Raw genomic sequence first — 18,542 nt, forward strand, 5'->3', positions numbered from 1 at the left:
AAACCCCCCCCCCCCGGGGCTTTTTCGTTTGGGAGGGATTGCCCTCGTAGGAGCGGACCTTGTCCGCGAAAACCGAACCCACCAGCGCGATTCGCGGATGAGATCCGCTCCTACAGGAGCGGCGCTACGCCACAATCCCTCAGTGATACTGCGCCGACAGCTCGTGCACCGCCTCGAAGAAGGCGCCGGCATGGGCCGGATTGACCTCCGGCGTGATGCCGTGGCCAAGGTTGAACACGTGCCCAGTGCCATTGCCGTAGGCGGCGAGGATGCGCGCCACCTCGGTGCGGATCGCTGCCGGGTTGGCGTAGAGCACCGACGGGTCCATGTTGCCCTGCAGGGCGACCTTGTCGCCGACGCGGGCGCGGGCGCTGCCGATGTCGCAGGTCCAGTCCAGGCCCAGCACTTCGGCGCCGGTCTCGGCCATCGACTCCAGCCACAGGCCGCCACCCTTGGTGAACAGGATCACCGGTACGCGGCGACCGTCGTGCTCGCGGATCAGGCCGTCGACGATCTTCTTCATGTAGGCCAGTGAGAACTCCTGGTAGGCCGCGGACGACAGGCTGCCACCCCAGGAATCGAAGATCTGCACGGCCTGGGCGCCGGCGCGAATCTGCCCGTTGAGGTAGCTGGTCACCGACTGCGCCAGCTTGTCGAGCAGCGCATGCATGGCCTGCGGATTGTCGTAGAGCATCGCCTTGGACTTGCGGAAGTCCTTGCTGGAGCCGCCCTCGACCATGTAGGTGGCGAGCGTCCAGGGGCTGCCGGAGAAGCCGATCAGCGGCACGCGGCCGTTCAGCTCGCGGCGAATGGTGCGCACGGCATCCATCACGTAGCCCAGGTCCTTCTCCGGATCGGGGATCGGCAGCGCCTCGATGTCGGCCAGGCTGGAGACGACCTTCTTGAAGCGCGGACCTTCGCCGCTCTCGAAGTACAGGCCCTGGCCCATGGCGTCGGGGATGGTGAGGATGTCGGAGAAGAGGATCGCGGCGTCCAGCTGCGGATAACGATCCAGCGGCTGCAGGGTGACCTCGCAAGCCAGCTGCGGATTCATGCACAGGCTCATGAAGTCGCCGGCCTTGGCGCGGGTGGCGCGGTATTCCGGCAGGTAGCGGCCGGCCTGGCGCATCATCCACACCGGGGTGACGTCGACGGGCTGCTTGAGCAGGGCACGGAGGAAGCGATCGTTCTTCAGGGCGGTCATGGCGGCATCCGGCAGAAAAGTGCCGGCATTTTCGCAAAGCCCAAAGCAAAAGGCACGGCGGGTGCCGTGCCTTTTGTCATTCGCGGCAGAATGCCGCAGCCGTGGGCGCGATTACACGCCCAGGTAGTCCAGGATGCCTTCGGCAGCCGTGCGGCCCTCGAAGATCGCAGTCACCACCAGGTCGGAACCACGGACCATGTCGCCACCGGCGAAGATCTTCGGGTTGCTGGTCTGGTGCTTGAACTGCGCGGCGGCCGGGGCGATGACGCGGCCCTGGCTGTCGATTTCCACCTGGTGCTGGTCGAACCACGGTGCCGGGCTCGGACGGAAACCGAAGGCGATCAGCACGGCTTCCGCCGGGATGATTTCCTCGGAGCCCGGGATCGGCTCGGGGCTGCGACGGCCGCGGGCGTCCGGCTCGCCGAGACGGGTCTCGACCACCTTCACGCCTTCCACCTTGTCTTCACCGACGATGGCGATGGGCTGGCGGTTGAAGAGGAACTTCACGCCCTCTTCCTTGGCGTTCTTCACCTCTTTGCGCGAGCCGGGCATGTTCTCTTCGTCACGGCGGTAGGCACAGGTAACGGCCTTGGCGCCCTGGCGGATAGAGGTGCGGTTGCAGTCCATCGCGGTGTCGCCACCACCCAGGACCACCACGCGCTTGCCCTTCATGTCGATGAAGTCTTCCGGCGACTTCTCGAAGCCCAGGTTGCGGTTCACGTTGGCGATCAGGAAGTCCAGCGCGTCGGTCACGCCGGGCAGGTCCTCGCCGGGGAAGCCGCCTTTCATGTAGGTGTAGGTGCCCATGCCCATGAAGACTGCGTCGTACTCGTCGAGCAGTTGCTGCATGGTCACGTCCTTGCCGATCTCGGTGTTCAGGCGGAACTCGATGCCCATGCCGGTGAAGACTTCGCGGCGACGGCTCATCACCTGCTTCTCGAGCTTGAACTCGGGGATGCCGAAGGTCAGCAGGCCACCGATTTCCGGGTTCTTGTCGAACACCACCGGAGTCACGCCGTTGCGCACCAGCACGTCGGCGCAGCCCAGGCCGGCCGGACCGGCACCGATCACGGCAACGCGCTTGCCGGTCGGCTTGACCTTGGACATGTCCGGGCGCCAGCCCATGGCGAAGGCGGTGTCGGTGATGTACTTCTCCACCGAGCCGATGGTCACCGCGCCGAAGCCGTCGTTCAGGGTGCAGGCGCCTTCGCAGAGGCGATCCTGCGGGCACACCCGGCCGCAGACTTCCGGCAGGGTGTTGGTCTGGTGCGACAGCTCGGCGGCGGCCAGGATGTTGCCTTCGGAGACCAGCTTCAGCCAGTTGGGGATGAAGTTGTGCACCGGGCACTTCCACTCGCAGTACGGGTTGCCGCAACCCAGGCAGCGATGCGCCTGGTCAGCCGCCTGCTGCGGCTTGAACAGGTCGTAGATCTCCACGAACTCGCGCTTGCGTTGGCGCAGGAGCTTCTTCTTCGGATCCTTGCGCCCGACTTCGATGAACTGGAAGTCGTTATTCAGACGTTCAGACATTTCAAGACCTCTTTCGACTTCAGGCACTTATTGCGGGTTGGCACGGGTGCTGGTCAGCAGGGAGCCGAGGCTCGCTGCCTTGGGTTTGACCAGCCAGAAGCGACGCAGGTAGTCGTCGAGGTTTTCCAGCAGGTTCGCACCCCACTCGCTCGCCGTTTCCGCAACATATTCCACCAGGACCTTGCGCAGGTGACTGCGGTAGGCCTCCATCGCTTCACCGCTGATCCGCTGGATTTCCACCAGCTCATGGTTCACGCGGTCGACGAAGGTGTTGTCCATGTCGAGGACGTAGGCGAAGCCACCGGTCATGCCGGAGCCGAAGTTGTAGCCGGTCTTGCCCAGTACGCAGACGAAACCGCCGGTCATGTATTCGCAGCAGTGGTCGCCAGTGCCTTCCACGACCGCGTGAGCACCGGAGTTACGCACGCCGAAACGCTCGCCCGCGGTGCCGGCGGCGAACAGCTTGCCGCCAGTGGCGCCGTACAGGCAGGTGTTGCCGACGATGGCCGACTCCTGGGTCTTGAACGGGCTGCCCTTGGGCGGGGTGACGACCAGCTTGCCGCCGGTCATGCCCTTGCCCACGTAGTCGTTGGCGTCGCCTTCCAGGTACAGGTTCAGGCCGCCGGCGTTCCACACGCCGAAGCTCTGACCCGCGGTGCCCTTGAAGCGGAAGGTGATCGGCGACTTGGCCATGCCCTGGTTGCCGTGGCGCTTGGCGATTTCGCCGGACACGCGGGCACCGATGGAACGGTCGCAGTTGCAGATGTCCAGCTCGAACTCGCCGCCGGTGGCGCCTTCGATGGCCGAACGCGCCAGGTCGATCATTTTCTCGGCCAGCAGGCCCTGGTCGAACGGCGGGTTCTTCTCGACTTCGCAGAACTGCGGCTTCTCGGCCGGAATCAGGTCGCTGCCCAGCAGCGGAGTCAGGTCGAGGTTGCCCTGCTTGGCGGTTTCACCCGGCAGGACTTCCAGCAGGTCGGTGCGACCGATCAGCTCGGCGAGGCTGCGCACGCCCAGCTTGGCCAGCCATTCGCGGGTCTCGCTGGCGATGAAGGTGAAGAAGTTCGTCACCATCTCGACCGTGCCGATGAAGTGGTCCTTGCGCAGCTTGTCATTCTGGGTGGCTACGCCGGTGGCGCAGTTGTTCAGGTGGCAGATGCGCAGGTACTTGCAGCCCAGGGCGATCATCGGCGCGGTGCCGAAGCCGAAGCTCTCGGCGCCGAGGATGGCCGCCTTGATCACGTCCAGGCCGGTCTTCAGGCCGCCGTCAGTCTGCACGCGGACCTTGCCGCGCAGGTCGTTGCCGCGCAGGGTCTGGTGCGCTTCGGCGAGGCCCAGCTCCCACGGGCTACCGGCGTACTTGATGGAGGTGATCGGCGATGCGCCGGTACCGCCGTCGTAGCCGGAGATGGTGATCAGGTCGGCGTAAGCCTTGGCCACGCCGGCGGCGATTGTGCCGACGCCAGGCTCGGACACGAGCTTCACCGAAACCAGCGCCTGCGGGTTGACCTGCTTGAGGTCGAAGATCAGCTGGGCGAGGTCTTCGATGGAGTAGATGTCGTGGTGCGGCGGCGGCGAAATCAGCGTCACACCCGGCACCGCGTAGCGCAGGCGAGCGATCAGGCCGTTGACCTTGCCCCCCGGCAGCTGGCCGCCCTCGCCGGGCTTGGCGCCCTGGGCCACCTTGATCTGCAGGACCTCGGCGTTGACCAGGTATTCCGGGGTCACGCCGAAGCGGCCGGTGGCCACCTGCTTGATCTTCGAGCTTTTCAGCGTGCCGTAGCGCGCCGGGTCCTCGCCGCCCTCACCGGAGTTGGAGCGACCACCCAGGCGGTTCATCGCCTCGGCCAGGGCCTCGTGGGCTTCCGGCGACAGCGCGCCAAGGGAAATGCCGGCGGCATCGAAGCGCTTGAAGATGGACTCCAGCGGCTCGATCTCGTCGAGGCTCAGCGGCTGCGCGGCGGTCTTCACCTTCAGCAGGTCGCGGATCATCGACACCGGACGCTTGTCCACCAGCGCGGTGTATTCCTTGAACTTCTCGTAGTCACCTTGCTGCACGGCGGCCTGCAGGGTGTTCACCACGTCCGGGTTGTAGGCGTGGTACTCGCCACCGTAGACGAACTTCAGCAGGCCACCCTGCTGGATGGTCTTGCGGTTGTTCCAGGCTTCGCCGGCGAGCAGCTTCTGCTCGTTCTCGATGTCGAGGAAGCGCGCGCCCTGGATGCGGCTCGGCACGCCCGGGAAGCACAGGTCGGTGACTTCGTCGGCCAGGCCAATGGCTTCGAACAGCTGGGCGCCACGGTAGGAGGCGATGGTGGAGATGCCCATCTTCGACAGGATCTTCATCAGGCCCTTGGAGATGCCCTTGCGGTAGTACTTGAACACCTCGTAGAGGTCGCCCAGCACTTCGCCGGTACGGATCAGGTCGGCCAGCACCTCGTAGGCGAGGAACGGGTAGACCGCGGACGCACCGAAGCCGACCAGCACCGCAAAGTGGTGCGGGTCACGGGCGGTGGCGGTTTCCACCAGGATGTTGGAATCGCAGCGCAGGCCGGTCTGCACCAGGCGGTGGTGTACGGCGCCGACAGCCAGGGCCGCATGCACCGGCAGCTTGCCGGGGGCGATGTGGCGGTCGGAGAGCACCAGCAACACCTTGCCGGCGCGCACGGCCTCCTCGGCCTGGTCGGCGATGTTGCGCACCGCCGCTTCGAGGCCGACGGACTCGTCGTAGTTCAGGTCGATGTGGTGACGATCGAAGCCCGGACGATCCAGGTTCATCAGGCTGCGCCACTTCGCCGGGGAGATCACCGGGGTGGTCAGGATCGCCTGGTTGGCGTGGTGCGCCGACTCTTCGAAGATGTTCTGCTCGACGCCCAGGCAGGTTTCCAGGGACATCACGATCGCTTCGCGCAGCGGGTCGATCGGCGGGTTGGTCACCTGCGCGAAGACCTGGCGGAAGTAGTCGTAAGGCGAACGGATACGCTTGGACAGCACCGCCATCGGGGTGTCGTCGCCCATCGAGCCGACCGCTTCCTGGCCCTGCTCGGCGAGCGGGCGCAGTACCTGGTCACGTTCCTCGAAGGTGACCTGGAACATCTTCATGTACTGCTTGAGCTGGTCGCTGTCGTAGCTGGCAGCGCCCTGGTCGTCGTCCAGCGACGCCTGGATGCGCAGCGCGCTCTGACGCAGCCACTGCTTGTACGGGTGGCGCGACTTCAGGCGGTTGTCGATGTCCTCGGTCTGCAGCAGCTGGCCGGTCTCGGTATCCACCGCGAGGATCTGGCCCGGGCCGACGCGGCCCTTGGCCAGGACGTCCTCGGGCTGGTAGTCCCACACGCCGATTTCCGAAGCCAGGGTGATGTAGCCGTTCTTGGTGGTGACCCAGCGCGCCGGGCGCAGACCATTACGGTCGAGCAGGCAGACGGCGTAGCGGCCGTCGGTCAGCACCACGCCGGCGGGGCCGTCCCACGGCTCCATGTGCAGCGAGTTGAATTCGTAGAACGCGCGCAGATCGGCGTCCATGGTCTCGACGTTCTGCCAGGCCGGCGGAATGATCATGCGCAGGCCACGGAACATGTCCATGCCACCGGTGACCATCAGCTCGAGCATGTTGTCCATGCTCGAGGAGTCCGAACCCACGCGGTTCACCAGCGGGCCAAGCTCGTCGAGGCTCGGCATGTACTCGTTGGTGAACTTGCTGCGACGGGCCTGCGCCCAGTTGCGGTTGCCGGTGATGGTGTTGATCTCGCCGTTGTGCGCAAGCAGGCGGAACGGCTGGGCCAGCGGCCATTTCGGCAGGGTGTTGGTGGAGAAGCGCTGGTGGAAGACGCAGATGGCGGTCTTCAGGCGCTCGTCCGAGAGGTCCGGATAGAAGGCGGCGAGGTCCGCCGGCATCATCAGGCCCTTATAGATGATGGTCTTGTGCGAGAAGCTGCAGACGTAATGGTCGGCGTCGGCGGCGTTGGACACCGAGGAACGGCGACGCGCGCAGAACAGCTTCACGGCGAAATCCTGGTCGGACAGGCCTTCGCCGCCGACGAACACCTGCTCGATCTGCGGCAGGCGCTCCAGGGCCAGGCGACCGAGCACGCTGGTGTCGATCGGCACCTTGCGCCAGCCGACCAGCTGCAGGCCTTCGGCCTCGATCTCGCGGTTCATGTTCGCGCGAGCGGCCTCGGCTTTCACCGGGTCCTGGTTGAAGAAGACCATGCCCACCGCGTACTGGGCGGGCAGATCGGTCGCGAATTCGGCTTTCGCCACCGCACGCAGGAACTCATCGGGCTTCTGGATCAGAAGGCCGCAGCCGTCCCCGGTTTTCCCGTCCGCGTTGATCCCACCTCGGTGGGTCATGCAGGTCAGTGCTTCGATGGCGGTTTGCAGAAGCTCATGGCTCGGCTCGCCCTGCATATGGGCGATCAGGCCGAATCCGCAGTTATCCTTGAACGTCTCAGGATGGTACAGACCTGCTTTCATAGGGAACTCTCACCGGCAAAACTTTTTTAATTCAGCGACTTCACCTGTCTTCTCGCTCAAGCGGCAAGTTTCCGACAGGCAAAGGGAGGCCATTGTACATAGCTACATTGCGTGTCACAAATTTTTGGCGACAGACTGAAATTCAATGTCGCATCCATGAAAGAAAAAACCCGTGTCAGTCGTGATCTCGACTGACGGGTTTTCATTTTTGCGACAGCCGGATCAGTGGCTGCCAGCGATGTCCTGCTGGATGCTGGCGAAGGTGCGCGGCCAGGGTTTGGCTGCCTGCACCTTGGCCGAAAGGCCCTTGACCGCTGCCTGGGCGGCAGCGCGACTTGGGAAGCTGCCGTAGGTGACCACGTAGATCGGCTTGCCCTGCAAGGTCTTGCGGAAGTAGCGGTACTCGCCGCCGCCTTGCTGGCTGATGAAGGCCTTGGCATTGGCTTCCGAAGCGGTGCCCAGCACCTGCACCGCATAGTGCGCGGCCGGCTGCGAACGATACCACTGGCTGCCAGCGCCGCCACCACTGGCGACCGGCGCCTTGGCAGGAGCCGCCGCCTTGGCGACAGGCTTGGACTCTGCCGGTTTGCTGGCCGGTTTGGCAACTGGTTTGGCAACTGGCTTGACCGGCTCTGCCTTGGCAACCGGCGCAGGCTTGCTTACCGGCTCGGGAACCGGAGCGACCGGCTGCACAGGCTGGACGGGCGCACTGCTGGCAATGGCAGCGGTTGGCGCCGGCGGAACCGGATTGAGCGGCTGCGGAGCGGTCTTGCTGGCGAGCGGCGTCACCGGCGGCGCGGAGGTCGTCACGGTCGGCGGAACGTCAGCGGACGGCATGCCGCCTTCGTCGGCGTCTTCCTGCCCACCAGCCTGCGCCATGGACTCGCGAATCACCGGCTGCGACTGGCCTACCAGCGGCAGCGGCACCGGCTGGTTGGAGCCAGCGAACTCTACCGACGGCCCCGAACCATTGGCAGCCGGCGCCTGAGCACCCGGCTGCGCCTGGCTGGAAGCCTGGGCAGGCGCCTCTGGTTTGCTGGTGCGAGCCTGCATGAACCAGGCCGCAACCACGCCGATGGCAACCACACCCAGCACCAGCAGGTGCTTCTTCGGCAGACGCACGGGGGAAGTGGCAGCCGCCTTGCGGGCACCGCCACGGTCGGCCAGCATCGCCTCGATCAAGGCGTCGCGCGCCACCTGGTTGATCGAGCCCGGCCAGCCGCCGGACTGCTCCTGAATGTCGGCCAGCAAATCGTCGGAAATCAGCTCCCCCCCCTGACCAGCACCCTCAAGGCGCTGCGCCAGGTACTCGCGGGTTTCTTCCTCCGTGTAGGGCTGCAGCTCGATGGCGTGGAAGCGCTCCTCGCCCTCCGAAAGCCCTTCGAGGCGGGAAAGCAGCTCCGGCTCACCGAAGAGGAACACATGCAGGCGGGCTTCGCTGTTACCGGCAGCCAGCAACAGGAGCACCTCGAGCGCGCCGTCGCGTAGCTGCTCGGCATCATCCACCAGCAAGTAGACGTCCTGCCCGGTGATGGCGAGCTGAGCCACCTTGGCAAGAGTCGCCTCGATGCTCACCTGGGTGATGCCCAGGCCCTGCGCCAGCTGACGCATCAGGGTGGCTTCGTCGGCCGCCGAACGACCGGAGATCACCACACTGGAGACGGCATCCTTGTTCGTGCTGGCGACCAGCGCCTGGCGCAGCAGCGTCTTGCCGCTACCCAGTGGACCGGTCACCGCTAGCAGCAGGTGGCTGTAGCGGGCCAGGTGATGCAGCTGACCAAGCACCGGCTTGCGCTGCGCCGGGAAGAACTTGAAGCCGGGCACCCGCGGAGCGAAGGGGTCGTGGCTGAACTGATAGTGGGCCAGGAAGGCCTCATCGGCATGCAAGCTGGACATGGGACCTCAATGTTCTCCTAACTGATCGGCCAGGGCCTGATAATCAGTACGCAGCGTTTCTTCCAGAATTTCACGGGGGAATTCGGCCGTGACCACTGCAGCCCCCATCCCTTGCAACAAGACCAGACGTAGCCGGCCATCGAGTACTTTCTTGTCTACCGCCATGTGCTCAAGGAAATGCTCGACTGTCATTTCCTGCGGCGGCACGATCGGCAACCGCGCTCGACGCAGCAGGCGGATACCGCGGTCGCGCTGCTCGACACTGAGCCACCCTAGACGATGCGACATCTCCAGTGCCATCACGGTTCCGGCAGCCACGGCCTCGCCGTGCAGCCAGACGCCGTACCCCATGTGCGTCTCGATGGCATGGCCGAACGTGTGCCCCAGGTTGAGGGTCGCACGCACGCCGGATTCACGCTCGTCTGCCCCGACGACACGCGCCTTGGCGGCGCAGGAGCGCTCGATAGCTTCGCTCAGTGCGGTAGGCTCGAGCGCCAGTAACTGTTCGATATTCGCTTCCAGCCAAGCCAGGAAGGGCTCGTCGCAGATCAGCCCGTACTTGATGACCTCGGCCAGGCCAGCGGACAGCTCACGCGGCGGCAAAGTGCGCAGCGAAGCGGCATCGATCACCACAGCCTGCGGCTGGTAGAAAGCACCCACCATGTTCTTGCCCAGCGGGTGGTTGATGCCGGTCTTGCCGCCCACCGAAGAGTCCACCTGGGACAACAGCGTGGTCGGCACCTGAATGAAGTCGACACCGCGCTGGTAGCAGGCGGCTGCGAATCCGGTCATGTCACCGATGACACCACCGCCCAGAGCGATCAGCGTAGTCTTGCGGTCATGCCGAGCTTCGAGCAACGCGTCGAAGATCAATTGCAGGGTTTCCCACTGTTTGTACGCCTCGCCATCCGGCAGCACCACGGCGATCTGCGCATACCCTGAAAGCGTCTTCTGCAGGCGCTCCAGGTACAGCGGCGCAATGGTCTCGTTAGTGACGATCGCCACCTGCTTGCCACGAATGTGCGGCGCGAAGTAATGCGGGTCGTCGAGCAGCCCCTCCCCGATGTAGATCGGGTAGCTGCGGTCGGCGAGATCGACAGTCAGTGTGCGCATGAAGCCCCCAGGCAAGAAAGGGCATTAGGATAACGCAGAACCGGGCGGCCTTTAATGGCGCTCCAGCCTGCGCAGACGATCGAGTATCTCCAGAACCACCAGGCGCGGCGGCCGCTCGTCGGTTTCCACCACCACGTCGGCGACTTCCCGATAGAGCGGATCGCGCTGAGCCATGAGGTCTCGCAGGATCTGCCCGGGATTCGGCTTCTGCAGCAGGGGCCGATTCTTGTCGCGCGCGGTACGGGCGATCTGCTGATCGACAGACGCATGCAGGTAGATGACCTTGCCGCCGGTCTTCAGCGCCGCGCGGTTGGCCTCGCGCAGGACGGCACCGCCACCCGTGGCAATCACCATCCCGCTGCTGGCACAGAGCTCGGCGAGCATCGCCTGTTCCCGCTCACGGAAACCGACTTCGCCTTCGACATCGAAGATCCAGGGGATATTGGCACCGCAGCGCTGCTCGATTTCCTTGTCGGAATCCTTGAAATCGAGGTGCAGCTCCTTGGCAAGAAGACGCCCGATGGTGCTTTTTCCAGCTCCCATCGGGCCAACCAGAATCAGATTAGGCACGGCATTGATCAACGATCGATAGCAATGGCCTGATTATTCATGATCCGGGGAGTGAGGAAAACCAGAAGCTCGTTCTTGGTGTCCGTCACGTAGTCATTCTTGAACAGGCGACCGACTACCGGCACATCACCCAGGAACGGTACCTTCGCGGTCGTCTTGGTCTGAGTGTTGGAGAACACACCACCGATAACGATGGTCTCGCCGTCATTGACCAGGACCTTGGCATTGACCTCGTTCTTCTTGATCGGCGGAACGCCGAGCAGTGCGTTCTGGTAGTCCGGCTCGTCCTTGTTCACCTTGACCTGCATGATGATGCGGTTGTCAGGGGTGATCTGCGGAGTGACTTCCAGAGACAGTGCGGCCTCCTTGAAGGAAACCGAGGTCGCGCCGCTGGAGCTCGCTTCCTGGTACGGAACCTCGGTACCTTTCAGGATCTTCGCGGTTTCCTTGTCCGAGGTGACCACCTTGGGCTGCGATACCACTTCACCGTTACCGGTCTTTTCCATCGCGTTGAGCTGAAGATCGAGAACGGTGTTGTTGGTCACGAAGCCGATGCCGATACCGGACGTCGGAGTAGTAGTGCTCACGCCCAGGTCAACGAAGGTCTGCGAGGTGCTGTCGGTGCCACCGGAAACGTTCCAGTTGCCACGATTGCTCAGCGATCCGCTCCAGTTCACACCCAGCTCCTTGGTGTAATCGACGCTCGCCTCGACGATACGAGCCTCGATCATCACCTGGCGCACAGGAATGTCGAGCTGCGAAACGATGCGGCGCAGCTCATCCAAGCGGTCCTGAGTCTGATAGGCGATGATCGAGTTGGTGCGATCATCCACGGTGATCGAACCGCGGTTATCGGTGTTCGCGGTCGCGGCCGAAGCACCACGACCGGTAGCGCTACCGGTGACCGACTGGAACAGCTTGGCAATATCAGACGCTTTGGCGTAGTTCACCTGGATCAACTCACGACGCAGGGGCGCCAGTTCGGCAATCTGTTTCTGCGCTTCCAGCTCCTGGCGCTCGCGAGCGGCGATCTCGTCAGCCGGCGCCACCAGAAGCACGTTGCCGATCTTGCGCTTATCCAGGCCCTTGGTCTTGAGCACCAGATCCAGCGCCTGGTCCCAGGGCACGTTCTGCAGGCGCAGGGTGATGTTGCCCTGCACAGTATCGGAAGCCACCAGGTTCAGGTCGGTGAAGTCTGCGATAAGCTGCAGGACGGAGCGTACGTCGATGTCCTGGAAGTTCAGCGACAGCTTCTCGCCGGTGTAGGCGAAGGTGTCCTTCTTACGCTTCTCGGCATCACCGGCACTGAGCGGCTTGATGCTCACGGTCATGCGGTTGTCAGTCTGATACACCAGATAATCGAACAGACCGCTCGGCTCGATGTTGATGGTGGCGTTTCCACCCGCTTCCGAAGCGTTGACGAACTGCACCGGAGTGGCGAAGTCCTTCACGTCCAGGCGCACACGCAGGCTTTCAGGAAGCTGGGTCTTGGGGAAATTCAGGCGAATCTTGCCGCCTTGCTCCTGAATATCCGGGCTGACACCAGGATCGGAGAGGTCGATGACGACATTGCCTTCACCCTGATCACCGCGCTGGAAGTCGATGTTGCGAATCGCCTTGCCGGCCGGAATGTAAGGCTTGGGCTGCGCCGGACGAGCCGAAGAGGCATAGCTGGTCGCCGCTGGCGCAGCAGTGGCCACGGGTGCGGAAGCTCCAGTGCCCTGGCCGACGAGAATGAACAGATTGTTGCCCTGGGTCCGGGTCGAATACGGCACCAGCGTGCCCAAGTTGATGATCAACCGGGTTCGATCCTTGGCCTCGACAACCGTCACGCTGCGGGCGTTACCCACGCCCAACTCGCGGTTCTTGCTGCCCAGTTTGTTCTGCACACCAGGCAGATCCAGCGCGATACGCGCGGGTTGCTCGATGGTATAGCCGCGCGGCGCCACCACTGGCTGGTCGAAGCCGAGCTTGAGCTCCACGCGATCGCCCGGCAGCGAGGCCACGTCAAGGCTCTGCAGGTCGGCCGCAAGCAGATGCGGTGCAAAAAGGCCTACCAGCAGGGCAACGCCCAGGCGGGTCATCGTTCTGTTCATCGTCGTCTGAATCCGTCGCGCAGACAGCAGTTTGTAATTCATGGTCATCCCCGCCCCTTAGGACCTTTCCTTGAGCGTCAGGGAGCGCGGCCGTTCCAGCCAGCCCCCCTCTCCGTCAGGAACGATCTCGACTACATCGATCTTGCCTTCGCTGATGGATACGATCTTTCCATCATTACGCCCCAGGTAGTCCCCAACCCTCACCCGATGCACCCCTCCGGCACCGCGAACGAGGCCGAACATGCCTTGCGGATTCGACAGCGTACCCACCATCTCGAAAGTTTCGATGTTGAAGCCTTCGAGGAACTGCTTGACCCGGGTCTCGTCAGGCTTGACCACCTTCGAGCCCTTCTGCTTAACCGCCAGGTCGATCTTCACCGGTGGCTGGAACGGGCTGCGCAGCGACGAGGCGTTATAGGTAAATGCTTCGTAAGGCTGGAACTTGGGCAGCGGCTCGATCGCACCCTTGGGCTTGGCGCGCACTTGATCCATATAGGCCTGCAGGTCAGCGTAATCGCCGCCGGCCCCGCAACCAGCCAACATCAACGTAACCAAGCCGCTCAGTATCAGGCGAGTCTTCATTGTTTGGCCCCCGCCGAAGCTGCCGGTTTACCTGCAGCAGGTTTGCTGCCCGGCTTGGCCTGTACCGTCTTGTCGTTATAGCGATAGGTCTTAGCCACGATTGTCATGCGCAGCTTGCTGGTGCTGTCCGCGCTCGCAGGCTTGATCTCGAAATCATGCAACGTGACGATTCGCGGCAAGCTCGATACACCGCTGACGAATGTCGCCAAGTCGTGATAGCCGCCCACCACGCTGATCTGTATCGGCAGTTCGATGTAGAACTGTTGCGTCGCCTCAGGCAGAAGCTTGATCTCTTCGAACTCGAGACCGCTACCCAGACCGGTACGGGTAATGTCCTCCAGCAGCCCAGGCACCTCGGTATCGCTGGGCAGCTGGCGCAGCAGAGCGCCGAAGGACTCTTCCATCTCCTTCATCTGCGCCTTGTAGGCATCCAGGTTGGCCGCCTGGAACGCCTTGCTCGCGAACTGCTGCTTGAGGGTTTCTTCCTCGGTGCGGCGCTGATCGAGCTGGTCCTGCATGTCCTTGAGGTGGAAGTTGTATCCCAGCGCCAGCACCACAGCCATCAGCAGCGCACCGGCGATCACCTTCACCGCAACCGGCCAGGAGCCGAGGTTGTTCAGGTCCAGTTCGTTGATGTCGATCTTGCGCAAGCTTTCAAGGGATTCGGCCAGACTCATTTCTTGGCTCCTTGCGCGGCCACTTTCTTCTCTTGCTCCTGAGCCTTCTCGCTCGGCTGCGTCTGCTGGACGGTCAGCTGGAAGGTGTTGGCCTGGTCGACAGCGCCCTGGGTCACCGCCTTGACCTCTGTGAGGTTCGGCGCGGTCAGCCACTCGGAAGCGTCCAGGTTGCGCATCAGGTTGGAAACCCGGTTGTTCGACTCGGCAGCGCCTGCGATGGCGATGCTCTTGCCGCTCATTTTCAGGTCCGTGTAGTACACGCCGTCGGGCAGCGTACGCACGAGCTGGTCGAAGATGCGCCCGATGATCGGTCGGTTACCCTGCAGGTCCTGGATGATTTTCATCCGCTCAAGCAATTGCTGGCGACGGGTCTTGAGCTCGCTGATTTCCTTGATACGCGCATCGAGGACACTGATTTCCTTGCGCAGGAAGTCGTTACGCGCAGTCTGGTTCTCGATCGCCGAGCTGAAGTACTGGTCGCCCAGGAACACCAGGCCGGCGGACACCAGCAGGACACCACCGAGTGCCACCAGGAACCGCTGCTTGCGCTCCTCGCGGAGCTGTTCGCGCCACGGCAGTAGGTTGATGCGTGCCATCAGTCGAAACTCCTCATCGCCAGACCGCAGGCAATCATCAGCGCGGGCGCATCACTGGCCAGCGCCCCGGCATTCACCTTGTTGCTCAGGGCCATGTCGGCGAAGGGGTTGGCTACCAGGGTGGGCGTGCCGATCTTCTGCTGGATCAGGCGATCCAGATCTGGGATCGAAGCCGTGCCACCGGCGAGCAGGATGTAATCGACGTCGTTGAACTGACCTGCGGCGAAGAAGAACTGCAGGGAACGGGAGACCTGCTGAACCACCGCATCCTTGAACGGCTGCAGCACTTCGCTTTCGTAGTCGTCCGGGAGCCCGCCCTGTTTCTTCGCCAGGCCAGCCTCTTCGACCGACAGACCATAGCGACGCTGGATCTCTTCGGTAAGTTGGCGCCCGCCGAACAGTTGCTCACGGGTATAGATAGTGCGGCCGTGGTGCAGCACGCTCAGGGTCGTCATGGTCGCGCCAATGTCGACCACAGCGATCGTCAGCTCATCGGCGTTACCGCCCAACTGGTCACCGAGCAGACCGAAGGCGCGCTCCAGGGCGTAGGCCTCGACATCGACCACCTTGGCGGTCAGCCCTGCAAGCGCCAGCGCAGCTTCGCGCACCTCGACGTTTTCCTTGCGGCAGGCCGCCAGGAGCACATCGACGCGCTCAGCGTTGCGAGCCGATACCCCCTGGACCTCGAAGTCGATGGCGACTTCCTCCAGGGGGTAGGGGATGTACTGGTCCGCCTCGATCTTGAGCTGGTTTTCCAGCTCGTCCTCGGAGAGGCCAGCATCCATCTCGATGGATTTGGTGATGACCGCCGATCCGGCGACGGCGACGGCGGCGGTTTTCACGCCGGTGCGCGCCTTGGCGACCACGCGCGACAGCGCCTGGCCGACCCCCTCCAGTTCGGCGATGTTCTTTTCTACCACCGCGTTCGGGGGCAGCGGCTCGACCGCGTAAGCCTCGACCTTGAAGCGGCCACCGGAGCGGCTCAACTCAAGGAGCTTGACCGAAGTCGAACTGATGTCGATCCCCAGCAGTGTGTTCGCTTTCTTATTGAAGAGCCCTAGCACGACTGATTTCCTATCAGCATCCGAGACTTACGGACGATTTATGTTTTTTGACATTAGATACCAGACTTGACACCCGCGCAAATAGCTCGCTGGCAAAAAAACTGCTTATAATGTGAACAGCTTTTCCCTTTTCGCCGCGCGTTTCGCTTAACTCTTTCTTTTCCCTGGAAATCCAAGACCTTCCAATGCGCCTGCTGAAGTTTCTGTGGTGGACTTGCGTCGCCATATTTTGTGGAGTGCTGCTCAGTTTAAGCGGCGCTTATCTCTACCTCAGTCCCAACCTGCCCTCGGTAGACGCCCTGCGTAACGTGCAGCTGCAGATCCCGCTGCGCGTTTACAGCAGTGATAACAAATTGATAGCAGAGTTCGGTGAGATGCGCCGGACGCCCATTCGCTTCGCGGACATTCCCCCAGACTTCATTCACGCCCTGTTGTCCGCCGAGGACGATAATTTCGCCAATCATTATGGCGTGGACGTGAAGAGTCTGATGCGCGCTGCCGCGCAATTATTGACGACCGGGCACATCCAGACTGGCGGCAGCACGATCACCATGCAGGTCGCGAAGAACTACTTCCTGACCAACGAGCGCAGCTTCTCGCGCAAGATCACCGAAATCCTCCTGGCCTTGCAGATCGAGCGCGAGCTGACCAAGGACGAGATCCTCGAGCTCTACATCAACAAGATCTACCTGGGTAACCGTGCCTACGGCATCGAGGCCGCCGCTCAGGTCTACTACGGCAAGTCGATCAAGGAGCTGAGCCTGGCGCAGATGGCGATGATCGCCGGCCTGCCCAAGGCGCCTTCGCGCTACAACCCGCTGGCGAACGTGGCGCGCAGCATGGAGCGGCGCAACTGGATCCTCGAGCGGATGAACAAGCTCGGCTTCATCGACCAGGCCCGCTACCAGGCCGCCATTGCCGAGCCCGTGGCCGCGTCCTACCACGTGCCGAGCCCCGAGCTGAATGCCCCCTATATCGCCGAGATGGCCCGCGCCGAAATGGTCGGCCGCTACGGCAGCAACGCCTATACCGAGGGCTACCGCGTCTACACCACCGTGCACAGCGACTTGCAGAGCAACGCCAACGATGCCCTGCGCGACGGTCTCCAGGAATACGACCAGCGCCACGGCTACCGCGGCCCGGAAGCTCGCCTGCCCGGCAAGTCCATGGACGCCTGGCGCCAGGCAATCGCCCAGCAACGCCCGCTCGGCGGCCTGGAGCCAGCCATCGTCACCCGCGTTGAAAAAAGCGGCGTCATGGTCCTGCTGCGCGATGGCAAGGACGAGACCATCAGTTGGGACAACATGAAGTGGGCCCGCCCCTTCCTCAGCAGCAACAGCATGGGCCCGGTACCTCGCCAGCCCAGCGATGTGCTGCAGGCAGGCGACGTGATTCGCGTGCAGCGCCGCGACGACGGCAGCCTGCGCCTGACCCAGGTGCCCGCCGCGCAAAGCGCCCTCGTTTCGCTGAACCCGCGCAACGGCGCCATCATGGCGCTGGTCGGTGGCTTCTCCTTCGAGCAGAGCAGCTACAACCGCGCTGCCCAGGCCAAGCGCCAACCCGGCTCCAGCTTCAAGCCGTTCATCTACAGCTGCGCGCTGGACAATGGCTTCACCGCCGCCAGCCTGGTCAACGATGCGCCCATCGTCTTCGTCGACGAATACCTGGACAAGGTCTGGCGACCGAAGAACGACACCAACACCTTCCTCGGCCCCATTCCGCTGCGCGAGGCGCTCTACAAGTCGCGCAACATGGTGTCGATCCGCGTGCTGCAATCGCTCGGTGTAGAGCGCGCGCGCAACTACATCAGCCGCTTCGGCTTCGACGTCCAGGAGCTGCCGCCCAACCTGTCCATGGCACTGGGCACCGCAACCCTGACGCCGCTGGAAATCGCCGGCGCCTGGAGCACCTTCGCCAACGGCGGCTACAAGGTCAGCCCCTACATAGTCGACCGCGTCGAGAGCCGTGACGGCCAGGTGCTGTTCCAGGCCAATCCGGCCAGCGTACCGGTCGACGACACTGCCCAGGTCGCCGGCCAGGGCCAGGCCACCGCGCAGCCGACCGCCGCGCCCGCCGAGGACAACGATCCGGCACACGCCAAGACCACCTACGAGCCAACTCCGGCCGAACGCATCATCGACGCACGCACCGCCTACATCATGACCAGCATGCTGCAGGACGTAATCAAGCGCGGCACCGGCCGCCGCGCCCTGGCGCTGAAGCGTGACGACCTGGCAGGCAAGACCGGCACCACCAACGACTCCAAGGACGCCTGGTTCTCAGGCTTCAACGCCGACTACATGACTACCGTGTGGGTTGGCTTCGATCAGCCGGAAAGCCTCGGCCGCATGGAGTTCGGCGGCAACGTCGCACTGCCGATCTGGATGCGCTACATGGGCGCCGCACTGAAGGACAAGCCATCGCATGTGCTGCCCGAACCGCCGGGCCTGGTCAGCCAGCGCATCGATCCGGTCAGCGGCCGCGCCGCGCCGCCGGGAACGCCGGGGGCCTACTTCGAACTGTTCAAGGCCGAGGACACTCCGCCGCCGATGAACGAGCTGGCTCCCGGCACCTCGCCCGGCTCAGGCATGCCGGCTGACGAAGGCACGCCGATGGACCTGTTCTGATCCACGCAAAGCCCCTCTCCGGAGGGGCTTTTGCTATGCCCGAGAAAATTTCTCAAGGTTTGATAGCAATCTGCCAAGCCTTTGATTAACCTCGGGATGCGGCGGAAAGCAGCG

Annotated in this window: 12 protein-coding genes; 1 reads left to right on the top strand and 11 read right to left on the bottom strand. The window is 63.4% G+C overall.

The annotated features are described in order from the left end of the window. Nucleotides 1–139: 139 nt before the first annotated feature. The 11 genes from hemE to PKB_RS26370 all read right to left on the bottom strand — a co-directional run bounded on the left by hemE (nt 140) and on the right by PKB_RS26370 (nt 15,801). The gene (gene hemE / locus PKB_RS26320; RefSeq protein WP_043255924.1) at nt 140–1,204 is read right to left on the bottom strand and encodes a uroporphyrinogen decarboxylase; all 1,065 of its coding nucleotides are present in this window, start codon (nt 1,202–1,204) and stop codon (nt 140–142) included. Nucleotides 1,205–1,315: 111 nt separating this feature from the next. Next, complete coding sequence (locus PKB_RS26325; protein WP_043255926.1) at nt 1,316–2,734, bottom strand: FAD-dependent oxidoreductase; 1,419 nt, start codon at nt 2,732–2,734, stop codon at nt 1,316–1,318. 27 nt (nt 2,735–2,761) lie between these two features. Next, the gene (gene gltB, locus PKB_RS26330; RefSeq protein WP_043255928.1) at nt 2,762–7,207 is read right to left on the bottom strand and encodes a glutamate synthase large subunit; all 4,446 of its coding nucleotides are present in this window, start codon (nt 7,205–7,207) and stop codon (nt 2,762–2,764) included. 222 nt (nt 7,208–7,429) lie between these two features. Beyond that, the gene (locus PKB_RS26335) at nt 7,430–9,103 is read right to left on the bottom strand and encodes an AAA family ATPase (protein WP_043255930.1); all 1,674 of its coding nucleotides are present in this window, start codon (nt 9,101–9,103) and stop codon (nt 7,430–7,432) included. Nucleotides 9,104–9,109: 6 nt separating this feature from the next. Then, a complete protein-coding gene (gene aroB, locus PKB_RS26340) occupies nt 9,110–10,216 on the bottom strand; it encodes a 3-dehydroquinate synthase (RefSeq protein WP_043255932.1) in 1,107 nt (368 codons plus the stop codon). Nucleotides 10,217–10,267: 51 nt separating this feature from the next. Beyond that, the gene (gene aroK / locus PKB_RS26345) at nt 10,268–10,786 is read right to left on the bottom strand and encodes a shikimate kinase AroK (protein WP_043257824.1); all 519 of its coding nucleotides are present in this window, start codon (nt 10,784–10,786) and stop codon (nt 10,268–10,270) included. Nucleotides 10,787–10,794: 8 nt separating this feature from the next. Then, the gene (locus PKB_RS26350; RefSeq protein ID WP_043255934.1) at nt 10,795–12,882 is read right to left on the bottom strand and encodes a type IV pilus secretin PilQ; all 2,088 of its coding nucleotides are present in this window, start codon (nt 12,880–12,882) and stop codon (nt 10,795–10,797) included. Between the two features lie 57 nt (nt 12,883–12,939). After that, on the bottom strand, nt 12,940–13,464 hold the full coding sequence (gene pilP, locus PKB_RS26355; protein WP_043255936.1) for a type 4a pilus biogenesis lipoprotein PilP: 525 nt from the start codon (nt 13,462–13,464) through the stop codon (nt 12,940–12,942). Continuing rightward, nucleotides 13,461–14,141 carry a type 4a pilus biogenesis protein PilO gene (pilO, locus tag PKB_RS26360; protein WP_052355394.1) on the bottom strand — a complete coding sequence of 227 codons (681 nt, stop codon included), beginning with the start codon at nt 14,139–14,141 and terminating at the stop codon, nt 13,461–13,463. The genes pilP and pilO overlap by 4 nt, the downstream gene beginning before the upstream one ends. Beyond that, nucleotides 14,138–14,737: a type 4a pilus biogenesis protein PilN gene (gene pilN / locus PKB_RS26365; protein WP_043255938.1), complete on the bottom strand. Its 600-nt coding sequence runs from the start codon at nt 14,735–14,737 to the stop codon at nt 14,138–14,140. The genes pilO and pilN overlap by 4 nt, the downstream gene beginning before the upstream one ends. After that, on the bottom strand, nt 14,737–15,801 hold the full coding sequence (locus PKB_RS26370) for a pilus assembly protein PilM (RefSeq protein WP_043255941.1): 1,065 nt from the start codon (nt 15,799–15,801) through the stop codon (nt 14,737–14,739). The genes pilN and PKB_RS26370 overlap by 1 nt, the downstream gene beginning before the upstream one ends. Before the next feature lie 185 nt (nt 15,802–15,986). Between PKB_RS26370 and PKB_RS26375 the strand changes: the two genes are divergently transcribed. Beyond that, complete coding sequence (locus tag PKB_RS26375; RefSeq protein ID WP_043255943.1) at nt 15,987–18,428, top strand: penicillin-binding protein 1A; 2,442 nt, start codon at nt 15,987–15,989, stop codon at nt 18,426–18,428. Nucleotides 18,429–18,542 lie beyond the last annotated feature (114 nt).

The organism is Pseudomonas knackmussii B13 (assembly GCF_000689415.1).
In the GTDB taxonomy this organism is placed as follows: Bacteria; Pseudomonadota; Gammaproteobacteria; order Pseudomonadales; family Pseudomonadaceae; genus Pseudomonas; species Pseudomonas knackmussii.